This window comes from Desulfomicrobium baculatum DSM 4028 (genome assembly GCF_000023225.1).
GTDB lineage: Bacteria > Desulfobacterota > Desulfovibrionia > Desulfovibrionales > Desulfomicrobiaceae > Desulfomicrobium > Desulfomicrobium baculatum.
In genome coordinates this window covers 3,909,976-3,931,963 of sequence record NC_013173.1, presented here as the reverse complement: position 1 = coordinate 3,931,963, position 21,988 = coordinate 3,909,976, and the positions used below count along the sequence as shown (strand labels likewise).

24 protein-coding genes are annotated in these 21,988 nt (G+C 58.1%); 17 read left to right on the top strand and 7 right to left on the bottom strand.

What is annotated here, in order from left to right; translation table 11 throughout:
• Positions 1-20 precede the first annotated feature (20 nt).
• Both DBAC_RS18645 and DBAC_RS17440 read left to right on the top strand, forming a co-directional pair.
• A complete protein-coding gene (locus DBAC_RS18645) occupies positions 21-290 on the top strand; it encodes a DUF4160 domain-containing protein (protein ID WP_143890991.1) in 270 nt (89 codons plus the stop codon).
• Positions 271-525 (top strand): DUF2442 domain-containing protein, encoded by a 255-nt coding sequence (locus tag DBAC_RS17440; protein ID WP_015775642.1) that lies wholly within the window; start codon positions 271-273, stop codon positions 523-525. Before DBAC_RS18645 ends, DBAC_RS17440 begins: the two co-directional genes overlap by 20 nt.
• A gap of 120 nt (positions 526-645) precedes the next feature.
• On the opposite strand, the gene rfaD is transcribed toward DBAC_RS17440, so the two are convergent.
• On the bottom strand, positions 646-1,629 hold the full coding sequence (gene rfaD, locus DBAC_RS17435) for an ADP-glyceromanno-heptose 6-epimerase (RefSeq protein WP_015775641.1): 984 nt from the start codon (positions 1,627-1,629) through the stop codon (positions 646-648).
• 201 nt (positions 1,630-1,830) lie between these two features.
• Here rfaD and hisH point away from each other — a divergent pair, with 201 nt between their 5' ends.
• Together hisH and hisF are read left to right on the top strand one after the other, a co-directional pair.
• A complete protein-coding gene (gene hisH, locus DBAC_RS17430) occupies positions 1,831-2,472 on the top strand; it encodes an imidazole glycerol phosphate synthase subunit HisH (protein WP_015775640.1) in 642 nt (213 codons plus the stop codon).
• Positions 2,462-3,241: an imidazole glycerol phosphate synthase subunit HisF gene (gene hisF, locus DBAC_RS17425; protein WP_015775639.1), complete on the top strand. Its 780-nt coding sequence runs from the start codon at positions 2,462-2,464 to the stop codon at positions 3,239-3,241. The genes hisH and hisF overlap by 11 nt, the downstream gene beginning before the upstream one ends.
• 95 nt (positions 3,242-3,336) lie before the next feature.
• Here hisF and DBAC_RS18195 read toward each other — a convergent pair whose 3' ends face one another.
• The 5 genes from DBAC_RS18195 to rpoZ all read right to left on the bottom strand — a co-directional run bounded on the left by DBAC_RS18195 (position 3,337) and on the right by rpoZ (position 9,452).
• Positions 3,337-6,573 carry a PAS domain S-box protein gene (locus DBAC_RS18195; RefSeq protein WP_015775638.1) on the bottom strand — a complete coding sequence of 1,079 codons (3,237 nt, stop codon included), beginning with the start codon at positions 6,571-6,573 and terminating at the stop codon, positions 3,337-3,339.
• Between the two features lie 281 nt (positions 6,574-6,854).
• Positions 6,855-7,424, bottom strand: coding sequence for an acetate uptake transporter (locus tag DBAC_RS17415; RefSeq protein WP_218915624.1), 570 nt, complete (start codon positions 7,422-7,424; stop codon positions 6,855-6,857).
• A gap of 142 nt (positions 7,425-7,566) precedes the next feature.
• Complete coding sequence (gene moaC, locus DBAC_RS17410; protein ID WP_015775636.1) at positions 7,567-8,046, bottom strand: cyclic pyranopterin monophosphate synthase MoaC; 480 nt, start codon at positions 8,044-8,046, stop codon at positions 7,567-7,569.
• 66 nt (positions 8,047-8,112) lie between these two features.
• On the bottom strand, positions 8,113-9,222 hold the full coding sequence (gene dnaJ, locus DBAC_RS17405; RefSeq protein WP_015775635.1) for a molecular chaperone DnaJ: 1,110 nt from the start codon (positions 9,220-9,222) through the stop codon (positions 8,113-8,115).
• Positions 9,222-9,452, bottom strand: a complete 231-nt coding sequence (gene rpoZ / locus DBAC_RS17400; protein WP_015775634.1) for a DNA-directed RNA polymerase subunit omega — start codon at positions 9,450-9,452, stop codon at positions 9,222-9,224. Before rpoZ ends, dnaJ begins: the two co-directional genes overlap by 1 nt.
• A gap of 269 nt (positions 9,453-9,721) precedes the next feature.
• On the opposite strand from rpoZ, the gene DBAC_RS17395 reads away from it, so the two are divergent.
• The 13 genes from DBAC_RS17395 (at position 9,722) to ispH (ending at position 21,128) form a co-directional block, all read left to right on the top strand.
• Positions 9,722-10,471, top strand: coding sequence for a tRNA lysidine(34) synthetase (locus tag DBAC_RS17395; protein ID WP_015775633.1), 750 nt, complete (start codon positions 9,722-9,724; stop codon positions 10,469-10,471).
• Positions 10,472-10,560: 89 nt separating this feature from the next.
• Positions 10,561-11,340 carry a flagellar biosynthetic protein FliR gene (fliR, locus tag DBAC_RS17390; RefSeq protein ID WP_015775632.1) on the top strand — a complete coding sequence of 260 codons (780 nt, stop codon included), beginning with the start codon at positions 10,561-10,563 and terminating at the stop codon, positions 11,338-11,340.
• Between the two features lie 6 nt (positions 11,341-11,346).
• Entirely contained in the window at positions 11,347-12,414 is a 1,068-nt protein-coding gene (gene flhB / locus DBAC_RS17385) for a flagellar biosynthesis protein FlhB (protein WP_015775631.1), read from the top strand.
• 26 nt (positions 12,415-12,440) lie between these two features.
• The gene (gene flhA / locus DBAC_RS17380) at positions 12,441-14,528 is read left to right on the top strand and encodes a flagellar biosynthesis protein FlhA (RefSeq protein ID WP_015775630.1); all 2,088 of its coding nucleotides are present in this window, start codon (positions 12,441-12,443) and stop codon (positions 14,526-14,528) included.
• A 1-nt stretch (position 14,529) separates the two neighbouring features.
• Complete coding sequence (locus DBAC_RS17375; RefSeq protein WP_015775629.1) at positions 14,530-15,591, top strand: flagellar biosynthesis protein FlhF; 1,062 nt, start codon at positions 14,530-14,532, stop codon at positions 15,589-15,591.
• Between the two features lie 23 nt (positions 15,592-15,614).
• The gene (locus DBAC_RS17370; RefSeq protein WP_015775628.1) at positions 15,615-16,430 is read left to right on the top strand and encodes a MinD/ParA family protein; all 816 of its coding nucleotides are present in this window, start codon (positions 15,615-15,617) and stop codon (positions 16,428-16,430) included.
• Positions 16,384-17,187, top strand: coding sequence for a FliA/WhiG family RNA polymerase sigma factor (locus DBAC_RS17365; protein ID WP_015775627.1), 804 nt, complete (start codon positions 16,384-16,386; stop codon positions 17,185-17,187). The genes DBAC_RS17370 and DBAC_RS17365 overlap by 47 nt, the downstream gene beginning before the upstream one ends.
• Before the next feature lie 47 nt (positions 17,188-17,234).
• Positions 17,235-17,615 carry a chemotaxis response regulator CheY gene (locus tag DBAC_RS17360; protein WP_015775626.1) on the top strand — a complete coding sequence of 127 codons (381 nt, stop codon included), beginning with the start codon at positions 17,235-17,237 and terminating at the stop codon, positions 17,613-17,615.
• 44 nt (positions 17,616-17,659) lie between these two features.
• Positions 17,660-18,424, top strand: a complete 765-nt coding sequence (locus tag DBAC_RS17355; RefSeq protein ID WP_015775625.1) for a flagellar basal body-associated FliL family protein — start codon at positions 17,660-17,662, stop codon at positions 18,422-18,424.
• The gene (locus DBAC_RS17350) at positions 18,425-18,727 is read left to right on the top strand and encodes a hypothetical protein (RefSeq protein WP_015775624.1); all 303 of its coding nucleotides are present in this window, start codon (positions 18,425-18,427) and stop codon (positions 18,725-18,727) included.
• Positions 18,728-19,153, top strand: coding sequence for a hypothetical protein (locus tag DBAC_RS17345; protein WP_015775623.1), 426 nt, complete (start codon positions 18,728-18,730; stop codon positions 19,151-19,153). It abuts the gene before it with no gap.
• Between the two features lie 138 nt (positions 19,154-19,291).
• Complete coding sequence (locus tag DBAC_RS17340) at positions 19,292-20,266, top strand: tRNA dihydrouridine synthase (protein ID WP_015775622.1); 975 nt, start codon at positions 19,292-19,294, stop codon at positions 20,264-20,266.
• A 1-nt stretch (position 20,267) separates the two neighbouring features.
• Entirely contained in the window at positions 20,268-21,128 is an 861-nt protein-coding gene (gene ispH, locus DBAC_RS17335) for a 4-hydroxy-3-methylbut-2-enyl diphosphate reductase (protein WP_015775621.1), read from the top strand.
• A gap of 490 nt (positions 21,129-21,618) precedes the next feature.
• Here the strand turns inward: ispH and DBAC_RS17330 are convergent, their stop codons facing one another.
• Entirely contained in the window at positions 21,619-21,987 is a 369-nt protein-coding gene (locus tag DBAC_RS17330) for an Hsp20/alpha crystallin family protein (protein ID WP_015775620.1), read from the bottom strand.
• Position 21,988: the final 1 nt, after the last annotated feature.

Below are 21,988 nucleotides of genomic sequence, written 5' to 3'. Positions count from 1 at the left end.
TTGTAACAAATGAGATGCCCATGCCGACAGTCCTTCTCCTCCTTGGCTGGCGACTTTTCTTTTATGCCAACGAAGGAAGCGAGCCGATTCACATTCATTGTCGAAAAGGGGATATGGAATGCAAGTTCTGGCTCAACACGCAATCATTTGACATTGAAGAGGCTTTTTCCTTCAATGTCACGCGCGCCGAAAAAAGGGTTATCCGCAAAATAATATTCGAACACTTTGAATATATTGAAAAACAGTGGGAACTTTTCCAAGGTGGGAGAAATGAAAAAACACGTCGTTGATGATATCCGCTTCGAAACGGACAATCTGCTGCTGCGTATCGATGGAGAGCACAAAAAATTCGCCCTCAAGGCCATTTCTCCTTTATTGGCCAACGCCTCTCCACGGGAACGCGACACTTTCGAGGTTTCGCCCTCGGGTTACGGAATCCACTGGCCCCTGCTCGACGAAGATCTGTCCATAGACGCGCTGCTGGGCATTGTGGATGCACCTTCATGGCACCGGAAAAGTGCCTGAGCAGCCGCACGAAACTCAAAACCCTGCACATCAGCCGAAATCAAAACACAGCCATCAACGCAAGACAGGCGGCCCGGAAAACTCCGGGCCGCCTGTCTTGCGTTGAGGCCGGGGCGAAGGTCAGTACCGTGACGTCAGGTGTGAATACCCGTGCATCAGATAATTTTGCACATAGTCCGTGACCCCGTCCTCAAGCGGCCTGAAATCCACGTCGCAGCCGTGGCCCGAGAGCTTGGTCAGGTCGGCGCAGGTGTAGTACTGGTACTTGCCGCGCAGGGTGTCCGGCATGTCCACGTATTCGATCTGCGGTTCCCGGCCCATGGCCGTGAAAACGCCTCGCGCCAGATCGTTCCATGTCCGGGCCTGGCCCGTGCCCACGTTGAAGATGCCGCCCACCTCCGGGTTCTTGATCAGCCAGTCGATGACCTTCACGCAATCCTTGATATAGACGAAATCCCGGCGCTGCTCGCCATCGGCGTATTCCTTGCGATAGGATTTGAAGAGTTTCAATTTTCCCGTCTGCCGGATCTGGGTGAAAGCCTTGCAGATCACGGAGCGCATGTCGTCCTTGTGGTATTCGTTGGGACCGAAGACATTGAAGAACTTGAGCCCGGCCATCTTGTTCAGCAGTCCGTCACCCTTGAGCCAGAGATCGAACAGGTGTTTGGAATAGCCGTACATGTTCAAAGGGTGTAGACCCTCCATGGCCTCGTCCGAGTCGTCGAATCCGCGGCTGCCGTCCCCGTAGGTCGCAGCGGAACTGGCGTAGATGAAACGGGCGTTGCGCTCCTGGGCGAAGCGGCACATGGCCTTGGAATATTCCAAGTTGTTGCGGATGAGATAATCGCAGTCCGCTTCCGTGGTCGCGGAGCAGGCTCCAAGATGAATCACGGCCTCGATCCGACCTTCCATATATCTGGTGTTGAGCAAATCCAGGAAGTTGTCTTTTTGAATATACCGATGATAGGCCAGCCCGACCAGGTTGCGCCATTTGTTCGTGGAAGCCAGATTGTCGACCACGACGATATCCCTGTACCCCTGCTGGTTCAATTCCCAGACCATGGCGCTGCCGATGAAACCCGCGCCGCCGGTAATGATGATCATAAATCCCCCTTCAGATCTTCTTCACCCGCCCCTAGCCCGAAACCCCTGCCTCGGCAAGACGCCAGGCAGGGAGACACGAGCTATTCCCATGGCTTCAGATCACAACTGTTTTGAAAAAGCGGGGCATCCGGGCCTTGGTTTTTGCGATGTCTTTGGCTAGAGTGCCTGCTTTATCATCACCCCATGCGACAGGAGCTCCCCATGCTAGCCATCCTTGACTACAAGGCCGGCAATCTGACCAGTGTCAAGCGCGCCCTCGATTATCTTTCCATCCCCTGCACCATCACTGCCGACGCGAACACCATCGCAGGCTGCCAGGGCCTCATCTTCCCCGGTGTCGGCGCGGCCGGTTCGGCCATGGCCAACCTGCATCAGTCCGGCCTGCACGACGTCATGGCCCGGGAAATAGCCGCCGGAAAACCGCTCCTGGGCATTTGCCTGGGCTGCCAGATCCTGCTCGAATACAGCCCGGAGAATGACACGAAGACCCTGGGCCTCATCCCGGGCAGCTGCGACGTGTTCACCCCGGATCTGACCGAAGAGGACGGCGCGCCCATCAACATCCCGCACATGGGCTGGAACACCGTGAGCCTGAAGCAAGAATGCCCCCTTTTCAGCGGCATCTCTCCGGAAAGCGAATTCTATTTCGTGCACAGCTACTACCCAAGCCCGGCCCCGGAGTATGTCATCGCCACGACATATTACGGCAAGGAGTTCTGCTCCGTGCATGGCCGCGACGGGCTGTGGTCTGCCCAGTTCCATCCGGAAAAAAGCGGGCGCCCGGGCCTTAAGATGCTCTCCAATTTCTACGAATACTGCAGGGAGACAGCCAATGCTCAGTAAACGCATCATCCCCTGCCTCGATGTCAGGAACGGCAAGCTGACCAAGGGCATCAAGTTCGAAGGCAACGTCGACATCGGCGATCCCGTGGAAACGGCCCGCCGCTATTACGAGGAAGGGGCGGACGAGATCGTCTTCTACGACATCACCGCTTCCCACGAAGGCAGGGGCATCATGCTCAAGGTCGTGGAGGCCGTGGCCTCCCAGATCTTCATCCCCTTTTCCGTGGGTGGCGGCATCTCCACCGTGGCCGACATGCGCGAGGTGCTCCTGGCCGGAGCGGAGAAGATCTCCGTCAACTCGGCCGCGGTGAAGACTCCGCATATCATCTCCGAGGGCGCGGCGGCTTTTGGTTCCCAGTGCATCGTCGTGGGCATGGACGTGTTGCGCGTGCCGAGGAGCGAGAACATCCCGTCCGGCTACGAGATCGTCATCCACGGCGGCCGCAAGCACATGGGCATCGACGCCCTGTGGTGGGCCAAGGAAGTGGAGCGACTGGGCGCGGGGGAACTGTGCATCAACTCCATCGACGCCGACGGCACCAAGGACGGTTACGAACTGACCCTGACCCGGCTCATCACCGACAACGTGCGCATCCCGGTCATCGCCTCTGGCGGGGCCGGCAACCCCCAACACATGGTCGACGCCGTGACCACGGGCCGGGCCTCGGCCGCGCTCATCGCCTCCATCGTGCACTACGGCGAATACACGGTCACGGACCTGAAGAACTACATGGCGGACAAAGGGGTCAAGGTCCGCCGGATCTGGTGATCTCGACGTCTTGTCCTGGCAACGAAAAAGCCCCCGCAAAAACGGGGGCTTTTTCGTTGCCAGGACGTGGTATCCGCCCGCCGCAGGGCGCGACCCTATGCGCTTGACCTGCTTTTAAGCTTCGCGATGGCCTTGACCAGATCGTCCAGGCCGACCGGCTTGGACAGGTAGTCGTCCATCCCGGCCTGCAGAAACGACTCGCGATCCCCGCTCATTGCGTGGGCGGTCAGGGCGATGATGGGTACGTCCTTCCTGGCCGCCAGTTCCGGAGAGGTGCGAATGCGGCGGGTGGCTTCGATGCCGCTCATGACCGGCATCTGCACGTCCATGAGAACGCAATCGAAATCCTCTTCCCGCAAAAGATCCAGGACCTCCTGGCCGTTCTGCGCGATGGACACCCGGTGCCCCGCTTTTTCCAGCAGAGTGCGCATGGCCAACTGATTGATGGCTTCATCTTCGGCCAGCAGAAGGCGAAGGCCCGGTCCGGCCTCCAACGCCACGCTCTCCGCGACGTCCTGTGGGATGCAATACTCGCTGGCGGCGCGCAGGGGCAGACTGACCAGAACGGCAGTGCCCGCGCCGGGCTCGCTCTGCACGGAAATCTCGCCCTGCATAAGCTCCACCAGCCGCTGCACAATGGCCAGCCCAAGCCCCGCGCCCTCGTAACTGCGCGTATGGGAACCCTCCACCTGCCGAAAGGGCTCGAACACGCCGGAAAGCATGTGCGCGGGGATGCCCACGCCGGTATCGACGACACGTATGCACATGCACTCGGACCGGCACAGGTCCGCGTCTCGCGCGAACAGCTCCAGGGTTATATCCCCCTGCTCCGTATACTTGAGGGCGTTGCCGACCAGGTTGAAAAGGATCTGGCGCACCCGGGCCTCATCGCCGACAAGCAGGGGCGGCAGGCCGGGATGAATGGCGCAACGAAGCCGCAGGCCCTTTTCCCGGGCGGGAACCGCAAAAAGCTCCACCACCGAATCGACAAGCTCGGCAGCGCTGAAGGGCGCGTTAAAGAGGCTCATTTTCCCGGCTTCGATGCGGGAGATATCCAGGATGTCGGCCAGCAGGCGGGTCAGCCGCGCGGCCGAAGTGATGGAAAGCTCCACATACTTCTCCTGCTCCGGTTCCAGGCTGGTCTGTCGCAACAGCTGCATCATGCCGAGAATGCCGTTGAGGGGCGTGCGGATCTCATGACTCATGTTGGCCAGAAACTCCGTTTTGACCCTGTTGGCCGTCTCGGCGGTCTCCTTGGCTTCGAGCAGGGCGGCTTCGGTCTTTTTGAGCTCTGTGATGTCTATCTCGACCCCGTCCCAGACCACGCGATCACCAATCCGTCTCGGAGCGGAGGCCAGATAGCTCCAGCGGACTTTGCCCGAGGCCAGACGAAAGCGCGCCTCCGCATGAAAAAGGGACATGGCCGACAAAGCCTCGGCCTCCCGCTCAGCCAACTGCTCCCCGTCCTTTTCCGGAAGCTGCGCATAGAGCACGGACGCGTCGTCCAGCACGTCTTGCACGCTCAGGCCATGCAGAGATTCCACGCCGCCGCTGATATAGGTAAATCTGCGCTCCCGGCCATCCAGACCCACCTCGATCTGATACACGAGCCCGCCGGGCAGATTGTCACTGAGCATGCGCAGGCGCTCCTCGCTTTCGCGCAAGGCCGCCTCCGCCTTTCTGCGCGCCGTGACATCGCGGAAAATGGACTGATATGTTCCGTCCGGCATCATCTTGCTGCGCATCTCCACCAGGATCTCGGTCCCATCAGGACGAATCAGAACGCGCTCTTTCTGCACGATGTCCCCGTGTTCCAGCTGCTCGAAACGAAACGGCTCACGCTCCAGGCTCTCCGGTTTGAACGGCAGGGCGCTGATGTGCATGCCAAGCATGTCCTCGCGCGTGAGCCCGGTCAGGTCGCACATGCATTCGTTGGCGCCGGTGATGACGCCCTCGTGCGAGCCGAGCAGAATGCCGTCCACGGCCAGTTCGACCAGCGCTCGATACCGGGATTCGCTCTCGCCAAGGGCCGCCTCGGCCCATTGCCGCTCCGTCAGTTCCCGCTTCATGCCCTGCATGGTCTGGGAAAGCTGCCGCGCCATCCGATTGAATGATCTGGTCAGGCTCTGGACCTCGACAAACCTCGAAGTCTCACCAATCATTTCCAGACTCGAATCTCCGGCCAAACGGCCCGCCGCCTCTTCCAACCCGGAGATGGGCTTGACGATCCTGCGGGCCAGCAGCGTTCCGACCAGAAGCGACAACGCAAGGACTCCAAGCATGATAATCGCGGTGACGCGGGCATTGTCCCCGATCCTGGCCATGAAGTCGGATTCCGGCACGGCAACGACGATAAGCCAATCAATGCCGAGGGGATCGCGCAACGGAGAAACCGTGACCAGAAGGTGCTGGCCCAGGCCCGAAAATTCAAAATGGTGCTCTGCGCTGATCTTCTCAAGATTGCCGAATCGTGAAGACAGGGCCTGCGACGCGGCATGTACCAGCAGATCCCGGCTCTGCGTTCCCAATATCCGCCGGCCCGGATTCCCGCCCCGGGCCGGAACGAAGAGCGGCTCCGTGCCCGAACCGGCCACCAACACCCCGGTACGATCCAGAATGAACGCCTTTCCGGTGCTGCCGATGCGCAGTTGCTGCAAAAACCTCGTGAGCTGGGACAGGAACACATCCACGGAGACCACGCCCAGGGCCGTGCCGTGGCTGTCGTACACGGGGCGGCTGGCGGCAAGGGCCAGATCCTGTCCGGTAAACAGCACGTAAACGTCGCTCCAGACCGGCCCGTTCGCGGACAGAGCCTTCGTGTACCACGGCCGGGTCCTGGCGTCGAAGCCTGCCGCGCTGGACAGCTCCTCGCCCTGCACGCCTCGGGAGTCCATGGCGTATCTGCGAAACGTTCCGGCTTTGAAATCATCCGTGCGGATTGAATATCGGGAGTTGCGCTCCGGATCCCGGCCGCTATTGGCAAGCCCGCCCTGTGCATTGCCGAAATAGATGCTTGAAACCGAAGGAAAAAGATCCACCTGCTCGGCGAACCGCGAAATCAATCCCTGCGGATCAGCGGCGGGTACGAGTCCATTCTGCAACGCCAGCGCGTTGCGGCGGTTGATCTCGTGAGGCAGGCGAAGAAATTCGAGCAGATGCTCCGAAATGCGATGCGAAACCTCCTTGCGCAGCTGCAGACCGACATCCCCGACGGCTGCGCGGCTCCCGGTAAACGACACCCAACTGACCAAAACCGTGGAAAAAAGAATAACGCCCACCAAAAGCAGAGGGATGGAAGTCCGAAGGGAAATGCCGGTGCTACAAAATCTCATGCGGAATCCTCGCTCCAGCCCAACGGCCAAGCATGTCCGGCTTTGTACGCGAAGGGCTTGAAGTTCGACTCAACTCGCTGGCTGTATGACGACCGCGTCTCGACTTGCAGAAAAAGTGCTGGCTCATGCCGAGCTTGTAAGACAGGAGTTCGGACTCTGGCAAGGCTGCCCTGAACTCCGGCCCCAAAGATACCACGCAGCCGCGCATCAAGCTGCCGCAATGAAAAAAAAGGCTGAACACCTTGTGCACAGCCTTTTTCAGTATCGGGTCCCCCCGGCGCCTAAGAGCGAGCAACCGGCCCCAGCGGCAACACCGTGCGGCCGTAAACTTCGTTCAGCACCTGCGCAATGGCCGTATAAAAAGCCGAAAAGCCGCACAGGATGCCCACGTACCCGCCGATGACCTTGTAGGCGGCGATATGGGTGAAGTCACCGATGGCCAGCAGCCAGAACAGGGCGACCAGCGTGCCGAAGACGACCTGCAAGGCCCGGCTCAGGCGGAACGTTCCGATGAACATGCCGAAAGTGAAAAGACCCCAAATGGCCAGATAAAAGCCCATGGCAGTCTCATCGGCCTTCTCGGCCAGGCCGAGGGCGGGCAGGGTCCAGATGGCCACGAGCGAGAGCCAGAAGGAGCCGTAGGCGGTGAATGCGGTCAGGCCGAAAGTGTTGTTCTTTTTGGATTCGAGGATGCCGGCGATAATCTGAGCGATCCCACCCACGAAAATGCCCATGCCCAGGATCATGGAGTTGTTCGGGTAGAGCCCGACGTTGTGGATGTTGAGCAGGATTGTGGTCAGCCCGAATCCCACCAGACCCAAGGGGGCCGGATTGGCGGAAGTATCCTTGATGCGTATTTCTGAATTCACGAGTTTTCCTTGTAATGTCATGAAAGCCAAAGTGTATCGTTGACGATGATCATGCCCTTGCCTGCAAAAAAACGCGCCCCGGAAATCCAGAACGCGTAAACGTAATGCCTGAAATGTCGGTAAACTACTCGGCGTTGAACTCGCCGCTTTTTCCACCGCTTTTGTGCGTGAGACGACAGTCCGTGATCAGGATGTCGCGCTGCACGGCCTTGCACATGTCATAGATGGTCATGGCCGCAACCTGGGCGGCCATGAGCGCCTCCATTTCGACGCCGGTGGGGCCGGTGGTCCGCGCCTCGGCCTCGATCTCGATGGACAGATCGGCGGGCACGGGGATGAGCGTGACATCCACCTTGGAGAGCAACAGTGGATGACACATGGGAATGAGCTCCCAAGTGCGCTTGGCGGCCATTATCCCGGCCACTTTGGCCGTGGTCAGCACGTCGCCCTTGGGCAGGGCGTTCCTGGTCAGCAGGTCGAAGGTGCGCTCGTTGAGCAGAACCTTCGTCCGCACCACTGCGCGCCGCCGGGTATCCGCCTTGTCACCCACGTCCACCATGACCACGTTCCCGGCCTCGTCGATATGCGTCAGCTTCTCATCCATCTTGCCCTCCGCAAAAGAAAAGGCCGGAAACATGCGCTTCCGGCCTGCTCGGTTCATGTATGCTGATTAATCGCCCATGGCTTTCTTGAAGAAATCCTTGACCTTGTTCAAAGGACGACTCTCTTCGAGCTTGTCAAACTCGCGCAAGAGCTCTTCCTGTTTCTTGGTCACCTTGGTCGGGATGCGCACGGAAACCTCCACCAGCAGGTCCCCCTTCTGGGTGCTGCCCAGATGCGGCAGGCCCATGCCTTTTATACGCAGGATCTTGCCGGACTGCGTCCCCTTGGGAATCTCCAGGGTCACGGGCTCATCAAGGGTCGGAACCTCTATCTTGGCGCCAAGTATGGCCTGCACGATGGAGATGTCGGCCACAATGACGAGATCCTGGCCCCTGCGGGTGAATATCTTGTCTTCCTCGACATAGATGACCACATACAGGTCGCCATGCGGGCCGCCGAAATCTCCGGGTTCGCCCTCGCCGCGCAGACGCAGGCGGCTGCCGTTGTCCACGCCGCCGGGAATACGCACCTTGAGGCTCTTGTTGACCTGCACGATGCCCTGGCCGCGGCACTTGGCGCACGGATGGGTGACGACCTGGCCTTCACCCCGGCAGACCGGACAGGGCACGGAAATCCGGAAAAAGCCCTGGCTCTGGGTCACCTGGCCCTGGCCGCGACAATGCTGGCAGGTTTCAGCGGAGTGTCCGGGAGCGGAACCCGACCCGGAACAGTCCGAACAGACTTCCTTCTTGGGAATATTGAGATCGACCTCCGTACCCTTGGCCGCATCACGAAAGGAAACGGTCAGGTTGTAGCGCAGATCAGCCCCGGCACGGGGACGCCTGCGACCGCCGGCAGCAGCGCCAAAGCCGAAAAAATCCCCGAAAATATCTCCAAAGGCGCTGAACACATCTTCGGAAGAATGAAAATGATCCCCGAAACCCTGACCATTCATGCCGGCGTGGCCGAAACGGTCGTACTGGGCGCGCTTTCCCGCGTCCCCCAAAACTTCGTATGCTTCCGCAGCTTCTTTGAACTTGTCCTCGGCCTCCGGGTTGTCGGGGTTGCGGTCCGGATGGAACTGCAACGCCATCTTGCGGTAGGCACTCTTGATTTCGTCCGCCGAGGCGCTGCGGCCTACACCGAGCACTTCGTAATAATCACGCTTGTCAGCCATTATTCATCCTGATCGTCAGCTTCAAAACTCAAATCCTCGACGCGCGCCACGTCGGGCAGAACCTTTCCTTCGGCAATTTCTCTGAGGGCGGTCACGATTTCCTTGTTCTTACTGGCAACAAGAGGTTCGTATCCTTCATGATATTGCTTGACCCGCTTAATGGCCATCTGCACGATCAGAAATCTGTTGTTGACCTTCTCCAAGCAATCTTCAACGGTAATTCTGGCCATCGCACCTCCGAAAAATGTATATAAATGTGTGAATAAACGACAAAACGTCCCGCGCTCTAAAAAGTCGAGTCGGGAATAACATTTCACGCTACGCATAACCCCTGGGCACTGTCAACACACAATTCGCAAACACGCTTCCAGGGCCCTTTACACGGCCCGCCGCGCTTTGTAACAACCATGCGCTCTTGAGGGGTCATAATACTCGCCGAGGATCTGTCAAATCCTCGCAAGCGGTCCCGCCCCCCGACACTTCAACCCAGGATGAAGACATGGCCCAATGGGGAAGACTCAAATACGCGCAGCAGTTCTGCCTCGGACAGGCCGGCAAGATCATGCAGCAGACCGGCATGGCATGGCCGGGAGCGCGCATCGGACTGGCCGTTTCCGGCGGCATAGACAGCTGGGTCATGCTGCAGGTCATGATCATGCGTCAACGCATCATACCCTTTCCCGTCGAACTGTTCGTCATCCACCTAAACCCCGGCTTTGACGAAACGAGCCACGCGCCCCTGGCGGACTGGATGCGCGCGCACGGCGTGCCCGGGCATCTGGAGACCACGGACTTCGGCCCCAGGGCGCACTCTGCGGAAAACCGCAAGAAGTCTCCCTGCTTTTTCTGCGCCTGGCATCGGCGCAAACGCTTTTTTGACATCTGCCGACAGTACAACCTGACCCATCTGGCCCTCGGTCATAATACCGACGACCTGGTCTCCACCTTTTTCATGAACATGCTCAAAACCGGCAAGATCTACGGGCTGGTGCCCAAGGAATCCTATTTCGGCGGAAAGCTGACCCTCATCCGCCCCCTGCTCCTGCTGGACAAGGCCACCATCACGCAGGCCTGCAGACAGTGGAAGCTCCCGGTCTGGGAAAACGACTGCCCCTCCAAGGACAAGACCGCCCGCAGCCAGACCCTGAATCAGGCCCTGGCGCTGTGCGGAGGGGACAAGCGCATCCGCACCAACATGTTCAACGCCCTGCGCCGCTGGCAACTGGAGTCCTGGCCCGGCATGATCTGAAATGCCTCCGGGCCGGCCTCCGGGGGCCATCACCGGGCGCGGGGGCAAGCGCGGTCTTTTCTGGTCCGCGTTTTGCTGTGCCCCTCTCCATGGACCTCTTCTCCCTCGACCCCAACGTCTTTCTGACCTTTCTCTTTGCGCTGATGCGCATAAGCCTCATTCTTTTTCTGATGCCGTTTTTTGGCGGCCAGACCCTGCCGGCCACAGCCAAGGCCGCGCTCTGCCTGACCCTGACCCTGGCCCTGTGGCCGCGACTCCCCCTCATTGGCGCCCAGATGCCGAGCCATCCCTTTGCACTGGCCGTCATGTTTGGCGCGGAGCTCTTGCTGGGCCTCATCCTTGGCATGGTCATCCGCTTCGTCTTCGCCGCCATCCAGACCGGCGGCCAGCTCATCGGCTTCCAGATGGGCTTTGCCATGGTCAACGTGGTGGACCCCGATTCCGGTGCTTCAGAGGCGGTCACGGCGCACTTCATGTACATGGTCAGTTTGCTGACATTCCTGTCCATCAACGGGCACTTGTATTTATTGAGCGGCCTGATGAAAAGTTTCGACCTGCTCCCGCCCGGCTCCATTCTCATTTCCCCCCGGCTGACGGATCAGATATTCGCCCTGTCGGGTCAGATTTTTGTTCTGGCCATCCAGATCGGCGCCCCGGTCATCGCGGCCATCCTCCTGGTGGATCTGGCCCTGGCCCTTATTTCACGTGCGTCCCCACAGATGAACGTACTCATTATCGGATTTCCCATAAAGATCAGCGTCGGATTCCTGTTCCTGGGCATCATCTTCGAAATCATCAGCCTGCACATGGAGGGCTTTGTGTCCCGCATGCCGCTGCTCTTCTCACAACTCATCGGCGCGATGCGCTAGGTAGTCATGGCACAGCACGATCCGAGCCGCACCGAAAACGCCACCCCCAAACGACGCAACAAAGCGCGAGGCCAGGGGAATGTACCGAAAAGCCAGGAGCTGCCCAAACCCCTGACCCTGCTCTTTGGCCTGCTCATGCTGCAGCTCTATCTCGGCACCATCCGCACCGAAATCGAAAATCTGATGCACTGGTTCTTCACCGAAGGCTTCGTCTTCGAATTGACCCCGGCATCAGTCTATACCCTGTTCAGGGATTGCCTTTACAGCATCTCTCTCATGGTCCTGCCCATCATGATCGTCATTGCGGTCGCCGCCTTCATCGTCGTGCGACTGCAGGTCGGAAAGCTCTGGGCACCAAAGGTTTTCAAACCGCAATTCAAGATGTTCAACGTCTTGTCCGGCCTCAAGAAACTCCTCATCAGCAAGCAGACCTTCGTCCGGCTGGCCAAAAGCATTTTCATGGCAGCGGCCGTGGCAATCGGGCCGTATATCGTTTTGAAACAGGCCTTCGGGGAAGTCATCCCTCTTTTCTACCAGCCAGCCGAAAGCATCGCGGCCTACGTCCTCAAGTCCGGACAGACCATGTTCTATTACGCGCTCACCCCCATGATCCTGATCGGCATCGCGGACCTTCTCTATACCCGCTGGGACTATGAGGAAAACCTGAAGATGACCAAGAGCGAGGTCAAGGACGAACGCAAGCAGGCCGAAGGCGACCCGGCCATCAAAAGCAAACAGCGCCAGAAAATGATGGCGGTGATGATGCGGCGCATGATGCAGGACGTGCCCAAGGCCGACGTGGTCATCACCAACCCCACCCATTTGGCCATCGCCATCCGCTACAACGCCATGGAAGCCCCGGCACCCATGGTTCTGGCCAAGGGTGCCGGCGCCGTTGCCCAGCGCATCAAGGACATTGCCCGGGAAAACAATGTGCCCATTCGTGAGAACAAGCCCCTGGCACGCGCCTTGTATAAGGTGATCGAAGTCGGAGACACGATTCCGGAAGAATTCTACCAGGCAGTGGCCGCCATCCTGGCCCAGATATACAAAACCAAACATCACCCGCGCTGAACTTCCGCGGCAAGGACGTCAAAATAATGGCTACACGCACCGAGGCCATGACCATCAATTACAAACGCTTTACCCGCCAGGGAGACATCCTGCTGGCCGGTGGCGTTGTCATGACCCTCTTTGTCATGCTGGTGCCATTGCCGACCATCATTCTCGACATTCTGCTGGCCTTCTCCATCTCTTTCTCGCTGGTCATCCTCATCACCTCGATGTTCATGACCTCACCCCTGGAATTTTCGATCTTCCCGTCGGTCCTGCTCGTGACCACGCTCCTGCGTCTGGCGCTGAACGTGGCTTCGACCAGGCTCATCCTGCTCAACGGAGACCAGGGAACTGCCGCCGCGGGCAAGGTCATCGAAGCCTTCGGACAATTTGTGGTCGGGGGCAATTTTGCCATCGGCGCAGTTATTTTCCTGATCCTCTTCATCCTGAACAAGACCGTCATCGTGGCCGGCACGACCCGCATCGCCGAAGTCGCGGCCCGCTTCACCCTGGACGCCATGCCCGGCAAGCAGATGGCCATCGAGGCCGATCTGAACGCCGGGCTCATCGACGAGCAGCAGGCCATCAAGCAACGCGAGAACCTGCGCCGGGAGGCGGACTTCTACGGCGCCATGGACGGCGCAGGCAAGTTCGTCTCCGGAGACGTCAACGCGGGCATGTTCATCACGTTCATCAATATCGTGGGCGGCATCTTCATCGGCGTGCTGCAAAAAGACATGAGCTGGATGGAAGCGGCCCAGACCTTTTCCCTCTTGACCATTGGCGACGGCCTGGTCTCGACCATCCCGTCGCTCATCACCTCCACCGCGGCCGGTCTCATTGTCAGCCGGGCGGCGGCCGAAGCGCGCATGGGCGAGGAATTCATCGGTCAGCTGACCAACCACCCCAAGGCCCTGCGGCTGGTCTCCGGCGTGCTGCTGCTCTTCGCCATAGTCCCGGGCATGCCTACTATAGCCTTTTTGACCCTCTCCGTAATACTCTTCATGGTGGCTCTGTTCGCCGACCGCATCAAAGCCGAAAACAAGTTGCCGGAGACCGATAAAAAGAAGAAAGGCGCTACCCCCGACAGCCCGGAAGAAGTGCAGGCCCTGTTGCCGCTCGATATCATGGAGCTTGAGGTGGGCTACGGCCTTATCCCGCTGGTGGACGAAGACCAGAACGGCAACCTGTTGGCCCGCATCCGCTCCATCCGCCGCCAGTTCGCCCTCGACATGGGCGTCATCGTGCCGTCACTGCATCTGCGCGACAACCTGCAGCTCAAACCCGGCGAGTACGTGGTCCAGATCAAGGGCAACCGGGTGGCTTCGGCCGAGATCATGATCGACCATTTCCTGGCCATGGACCCCGGCGACGCGCGCCATGCCATCAAGGGCATCGAAACCCTGGAGCCGGCCTTCAACCTTCCGGCGCTGTGGATTCCCGACGCCAAAAAGGACGAGGCCGTCATGGCCGGCTACACGGTGGTCGACCCGTCCACAGTCATCGCCACGCACCTGACCGAGGTCTTCAAGCAGAACCTGCATGAATTCCTGGGCCGCCAGGAAGTTCAGGCTCTGCTGGACAACCTGTCCCAGCGCGCGCCCAAGGTCGTGGAAGAGCTGGTGCCGGGCGTCCTGTCACTTGGCGTTCTGCAAAAGGTATTGCAGAATCTGGTCCGCGAAAATGTGTCCATCCGCGACCTCTTGTCCATCGTGGAGTGCCTGGCCGACTACGGTCATTCCGTGAAAGACGCGGATCAGCTGACGGAGTTTGCGCGCCAACGCCTTTCCCGCACCATCATCAAGCCGTATCTGGGTACCGGCAACCTGTTGCCCATCATCTCCCTGTCGCCGTCCATAGAGAACACGTTTCAGGAGAGCATCAAACGCACGGACAACGGCTCGTACCTGGCCATGGAACCGGGCATCGCGCACAAGATCATCCAGGCCATCAACAAGGCGGCGGAAAAGGGCATCGTGGCCGAGGGGCAGCCCGTGCTGCTGACCTCCCCGCTCATCCGCCAGCACCTGTCCCAGCTCCTGGCCCGTTTTTTGCCAACCATGCCTGTCATCTCGCAGGCGGAAATACCGGCGGACATCAGACTCGAATCCGTAGCCATGGTGGAAATCTAAGATGCAGGTCAAAACATTCACCGGAAAAAGCACCTCGGAAATAATGGCCCGGATCAAAAGCGAACTTGGTCCCGACGCCATCATCCTGAGCAACCAGAAACAGACCCGCAAAGGCGCGACCTGCTACGAGATCATGGCGGCCCTTGATATACCGCAGGAACAGACGGCCGTCTCCGAGACAGTCATGCCCCTCCTGGCCCAGAATGATGCCAGCTGCCTGCGCGAGGAGTGGTCCAGGCTGCGCAAACAGCTCATGGCCGTCTTGAAGCCCCAGATGGACATGCAGCTTTTGACTCCGCGCCAGCAGCTGGTTTTCGAGTACCTGGAACGGGAAGGAGTGAAGGAGGACGTGCTGATCGATCTGTGGGAAAAATTCCGCCACGCCCCCGATGCGCCCACCCTGTCCGTCATGAACGGCATGGTCAGCCTCAGCCCGTGGTTCGATACGAACTGGTCGCACAAGTTCCACCTTCTGACCGGACCGTTTGGCAGCGGCAAGACCAGCACCACCCTGCGCCTGGCCCTGTCCCTGAAAAAAACACGCCCGAAGGCGCGCATTCTGGTGGTCAACGCCGATCGTTCCCAGGGCAAGGGCAGGCTCTACCTGCGCCATTACACGGAACTCTCGGGCCTGTCCTACCGAGAGCTCGACAACTCCGCCCACTGGGAAAGCCTTGAGCGCGACGCCAGATCTCATGACCTCGTCCTGCTTGACCTGCCGGGCCTGCCTGCCCATCAGCAGCTTGATTCCTGGCTGCAGGAGGTTTCCGGAGGGAAGCTGCCGGCCTGCCATGTGCATCTGGTCCTGAGCCCGCTTTTCGCCCCCACGCAGATGGACGCGTTCGTGTCCAGATTCCGCTCCGCCTCGGCAGCCAGCATTATCTGGACGAAGCTTGATGAAGCCTGTAATTATGGGGAAATAATCAATCAGGCCAACAACACCGGCCTGCCGATCTCTCTTTTTTCCATGGGGCCGGATCTGAAGAACTCCCTGGCCCAACCCAAGGACCAGGATGTCTGGAAACTCTTGCTGCGGCATGAACTGCCTGAAGCAACCAACTAAACATTTTTCATCCCGGACACAGCATGAGCTCCTCTCTCCCCATTGTAATCTCGGTCACCTCCGGCAAGGGAGGCGTCGGCAAGACAAACGTTTCCGTCAATCTCGCCCTGTGCCTGAGCAAGCTTGGGCGACGATGCGTCATTCTTGACGCGGACCTTGGACTGGCCAACGTGGACGTCGTGCTGGGCCTGACCCCGGAGCGAAATCTTTTCCATGTCTTCCACGAGGGAGTGTCCTTAAGCGACATCCTGCACCCCACGCAGTACGGGTTTTCCATCCTGCCCGCAGCCAGCGGAGTAAGTGAAATGCTGTCTCTGTCCACGGGCCAGAAACTCGAACTCCTCGAAGCCATGGACGTTCTGGAAGACAGCATCGATTTTCTGATCGTGGACACGGGCGCGGGCATCAACGACAATGTGCTCTATTTCAACCTCGCGGCCCAGGAACGTCTGGTGGTCGTCACGCCGGAGCCGACATCTCTCACCGACGCATACGCCCTCATCAAGGTTTTGAAACTCAAGCACGGCGTGGACAAATTTCATATCGTGGTCAACATGGCCAAAAATGAAAAATCGGCCAAGGACATCTTCGCCAAGCTGTACAATGCGTGCGACCATTTCCTGACCGGCGTCTCCCTGAATTTTGTCGGTGCCATCCCCCAGGACAAGGCCGTGCGCCAGGCTGTTATCCAGCAACAGCCGTTCTGCAGTCTGAGCCCCGACACCGACGCATCCCTGGCGATGCAGCGCATCGCCCGCAACGTGGCGCAATGGGCACCACAGGATCATCTCGATGGGAACATCAAGTTCTTCTGGAAGAAGCTCCTCTTTGCGGAATAATTCCGCAGAACCTGTCTGGGCCGTACTGGAGCAGACGGGAATCACCTTTGCATCCCTGTGTCCATCGGACAAGGATTGCATCGCCCGCGCCTTCGCGCCCCGCATCAAGATCATCGCCCTGCACCTGAAAGCCAAGCTCCCGGCCCATATCGAACTTTCCGACCTGATCAGCGCAGGCACGCTGGGCCTCATGGAGGCGCTCGGAAAATTCCAGCCGGAACTGAACATCCGCTTCGAGACATTCGCCGACAGCCGCATCCGTGGAGCCATGCTGGACGAACTGCGTCGCATGGACTGGTACTCCAGGGGGCTTCGCCAACGCATCAAAAAACTTGAGCAGGTCATCAGAGGCTTCGAGCAGGAAAATGGGCACGCCCCCACGCGAAGCGAACTCCTGGAACTCACCGGGCAGGATCGCCAGGAACTGGAAGCGACTCTTGAAGCGGTGAACTCCCAGATCATCCTGAGCCTCGATGCGATACAGGACCAATGGAACCAGCCCGGCGATGGGGGGAATCACCGCGAGCCCTTTGCCGCTGTGGCCTTCCACGACATCATTGACAAGCTCGGTCATCTCATCGATAGACTTAATGAACGGGAAAAGCTGGTCCTTAGTTTGTATTACACTGAAGAATTCAATATGAAAGAAGTGGCACTGGCCCTCGACATAACCGAAGGGCGGGTCTCTCAGCTGCACTCCCAGGCGCTAGGAAAACTGAAAAAAATGTTTGTGCGCGAATACGGCGATATCAACTGATCACACCTAGTTGATTATTTTCACGAAAAGTTCATGTGGAGGAATACATGGCGGTCAATACGAACATGCGGGTGCTCATCGTTGATGATTTTTCGACCATGCGGCGGATCATCAAGAATATTCTCAGACAGCTCGGTTTCAACAACATAATCGAGGCTGACGACGGGACCGCGGCCTGGGAAATCCTGACCAAAGACCAGGTGGACTTCATCATCTCCGACTGGAACATGCCGCAGATGACCGGCATCGAACTGTTGCGCAAAGTCCGCGCCAGCGAAGAATTCGGCGATCTGCCGTTCCTCATGGTCACGGCGGAAGCCCAGCAGGAGAACATCATCGAGGCTGTGCAGGCCAAGGTGTCCAATTACATCGTCAAGCCCTTCACTGCGGAGACCCTGGGCCAAAAAATCAATAAAATCTTCGAATAACCACGCTGGCCGGCAAGCCCGTTTTGCCGGCCCATTCAGGTCCCATGATCCTGCTCATCCTTCTCGCCCAGATTTCCCCTGCAGGCGACAAAAACGTCGCCCTGGATGATGAACGCCTGCAGGACAACGTTCCCAAGGGTCTGCAGAAAGTTGAGCTTGATCTGGATGACGCCCTTTTCCTTGAATTCGAGGAAAAGGAGGAAGAGGCCGAAACCACCCCGGTCGAATCCCTGCCTGAACCCGAAGAGGCCGCTCCGCCCTCGGAACAACTCGAAACACCGGCCAAGAAAAACCGCAAGAAACTCTGGATTTTTGGAATTGCCGCAGGTCTGTGCCTGCTGCTTGGCGCCGGCGGCTCCTACTTTTTCATGAAATCCGATCCGCCAGCCCCCGGAGAACAAACTTCCACAGAGGCGGAAAGCACTCAAGAGCCGCAAACGCCCCAAGACTCTGCCCTTCCTGCCGACGCCGATTCTCCCGAAAAAGCCCAGACCCAGAAGCCGGAAGAAATCCAGGCATACTCTCTTGAACAATTCCAAATCGAATATAATCTTGAAGGAAAAATCCGTTTCCTGACCTGCCGTTTTTCCATACCGGATACGACCCCAGTCATGCGGGCTGAAATCCAGGCAAAAAGGGTGCTTATCCGCGACGGGATATACCGATATCTGAAAAACTCGCCTCTTTTTTTCATGGATAATCCGCAGGAATCCGAAAAATTGAAGACAGATATCACGACAGTCATCAATCAGACAGTAAAAAGCGGCCACGTCTCTGAAATTCTTTTGGAAGAATATGTGGTGAAATAAATGGTCGACAACCTCAACCTGTCAACACTTATCAGCCAGATCCCAGAGGCTCAAAAACTCCATCATGCGCAACTCGCGCATCCGGAAATTCAACAGGCCTTGGCAAAGGAATTGGTGCTGCGCCGGCAACGGCGAGAAAAGGACCAGGTGGCCAAAAGCGAGAACAGCGCCGCCGAAACAGAGGTTGATCCCGAAGGGCACAACGAGTCAGCTTTGGAACACCACGCAGGCAAACGGCAAGCGCATCCTCATGAATCCGAATTCGAATCAGATCAGGGGCACCTGATTGACACGCAGGTATAGATGAACCCTCAAATTTCGTACTGGATCCTCACCGCATCGACCTTGATGGAAATTCTGCTCATCGTTCTCGCCTTTTTTTTCTACAGCAAGTTGAAAAAATCCGAACTTCTGGTGCGCTCCCTACAGGACCGACAAGAGGAATTTCTGCAAAAATTGGACATGAACGCCCGCCTGGAAAAAGAAATCATCGGCACCTTCACCAAGCGGCAGGAAGAGCTGACTGCTCTGGAAGAGAAACTGCACTACCGTGCAGTGGAAATGCGCCGTCTGCTTGAACAGGCCGAAAATTTCACCAAATCGCCGCAGTTCCTGCGGCAAACAATCTTGAGCGGTTTCAAGCGCGGCCAGTCAGCCGAGGCCCTGGCGCAGTCAACAGGTTTGAGCGTGGATGAAGTGGAACTCATTCTTGACCAACCCAAAATTTAAAGCCAAGTAGCCTGCCTGCCTTATGTATGGCCCCTGCGCCACGTGCTCAACCGATAGACATCAAGCACTGCGCGTGCCCCCTTTCTGTTCAAACCTGGGCGCTGCTTATCCAGTCGCTTATTTCACACATATTTCCACATGAAAAAAACGCTTTTCCCAATAACCGCCGATAAGCCATGGCTGGCTCCTCTTGCCGGATTTTCGGATCTGCCCTTTCGTCTCCTCTGCCATGAATACGGGTGCCACGCGGCCGTGACGGAAATGGTCAGCGCCAAGGGCCTCATTTATGACAGTCCGGGCACGAACGAGCTCCTGCAGACCTGTGACCAGGACAGTCCCTTGGTCGTGCAGCTCTTCGGATCGGAAGAGCCATTTCTTGTCCAGTCCATCGAACGTCTGCGGAAAGCGGGTTTCCGCTATTTCGATCTCAACTGCGGCTGCCCGGTACGCAAGGTCATAAAAACAGGCAGTGGCGCGGCCCTGCTCAAAGAACCGGAAAATCTCCTCAAGATCGCCAAATCCATGATCGATGCCGCCGAGCCCGGATGCATGGGCTTTAAAATTCGACTGGGCTGGTATGTAGGGCAACCTGTCTACCTGCAGGTGGCCACCAAACTTGAAGAACTGGGCGCCGGCTGGGTGACCATGCATCCACGGTTCGGGGCTCAAGGCTTCACCGGACATGCCGACTGGTCACATTTGAAAACGCTCAAAGAAAGGGTGACCCTGCCTGTCATCGCCAGCGGCGACCTCTTTCACGCGGAAGACGCCATAAAGTGCATCGAGCAAACCAGCGTGGACAGCATCATGTTTGCGCGCGGAGCACTGAACGATCCGTCAATATTTACACGCTATCTCCAGTTGCGACGGCACGAGGAGCCGCCCGCAAAATCCTGGCAACAGATGGAAGACATGGTTCGACGGCTCAGCGAGCTCTATCCGCAGCATGGCATGGACAGGCTCGGACTCCTTAAAATGCGCACCCTGGTGCCCAGATTTCTGAAAGGATTGCCCGGTGCGCGCGCGCTGCGGCGCGATATCGTTTTTTGCAAATCATGGGATGAGGTGTTTGCGATTTTACAGACCAGCATGTCGGAAACCGAGGAGAGCTGAAATGGAACTTATCATCGCGGAGACAGCGGGATTTTGCATGGGAGTCGACATGGCGCTGCACAAGCTGGACAATGCCGTGTCCATCCCTCCCCAAGACGCGCAGCATATATATACCCTGGGACCCATCATCCATAACCCGCAGGTGCTGGCCAGATACAAGGGCCTGGGAGTGTTGCAGACCGACGGGACAAAGCCCCTGCAGACAGGGGACGTGGTCGTCATTAGGGCCCACGGGATCCCCAGGCACATACAGACGAGTCTGGAAGGACAGAACATAACTGTGGTCGATGCCACATGTCCGAAAGTCAAAAAAGCTCAGATCCTCATTCAAAGACAAGCCGACCAGAATAAACACCTGCTTCTTTTCGGAGAGCGCGATCACCCCGAAGTGCAAGGCCTGGTGAGCTACGCCCCGAAGCACACAATTTTTGAAAGCCTTGAAGAATTGCAGGCGTACGAAGTCGATCCCGCGCAGACCTATTTTCTGGCGGCGCAGACCACGCAGGACAGGGAGTCCTTCGATACCATTCGCGAATATCTGAGAGCAAACGTAGATGCCGCTATGACCATTCTCGACACGATCTGCATGGCAACCAAGGACAGACAGGAAGAAGTGCGCGAGTTGTCCCGCAAGGTTCAGGCCATAGTCATCGTGGGAGGAAAAAACAGCGGAAACACCCGGCGATTGGCTCAAATTGCGCAAGAGTCAGGAATATTCGCGATCCACGTCGAAACCGCAGAAGAACTCCCACTGGAGGAACTTGCCGCGTTTACACGCATCGGACTGACAGCAGGAGCCTCCACACCACCATGGATAATCCAGAATGTAGCCCAGACACTCCGCCTCGCTTTTCCGGATTGAAATCGAAGCTTGGCGTTTCTTCTCACGCCCAAACCTCCGTCCGAGCCTTGATGGTCCGACTCGCAGGGAGCTTCTCGACTGACTAAATTCCCGCCTACCCATGTCGGGCACGCGTTCGCGGGAATGACTTTCAGCGATGTCCGACGACTTTCCGAGGAAATTCTTCTCAGACCAACGCATAAACGTGAGGCTTGGCGGTTCGGGCCGCAGGCAGTCTCTCGACTGTCTGACTGAGCCTTGGCATCGTTTGGTGAATCATTGCCCACCGCACGAAACGAAGGCCTGTGTTCGAAGGGGCAATGATTCACCTCTACGAGGCCCGCGATGGAGTTTCGAGAGTCTGCCTGCGGCCCGAACCGCCAAGCCGCCGCCCTGGACCGCCCCTCAGGACTGCACCATGCCAACCAACAAGCCCCAAAAAAGAAACGCGCCCCATCACAACCTGACAGAACGCGTTTTTTGGTTCAATCAATTTATTCCAGCCAAACTATCATCCTGCCTGAATCTCGATACGTCGAGGCTTGAAGCGGGCCGCCTTGGGCAGGAAGACTTCAAGCAAACCTTTCTTCAGGCTGGCTTTTATGCCTTCCCGGTCCACGCCGTCGGAGATGGTGAAAGCGCGGACGTATTCCCCGTCCCCAAACTCCACATGCAGGGCCTTGGCGTTTTCCTCACGAGGGTAGACCGCCTTGCCGCGAATCTCCAGCTCGTTATCCCGCAGATCAATTGACAAGCCGTCCTTGCCCACTCCGGGCATGTCCACGAAAATGTGGAAGCCGTCCTCTCGCTCCAGCACGTCAGTGTTGGGGCGGAACCGAGGCAGGGTCGGGGCTGTCTTTTTTTCCATATCGTTTGTCATG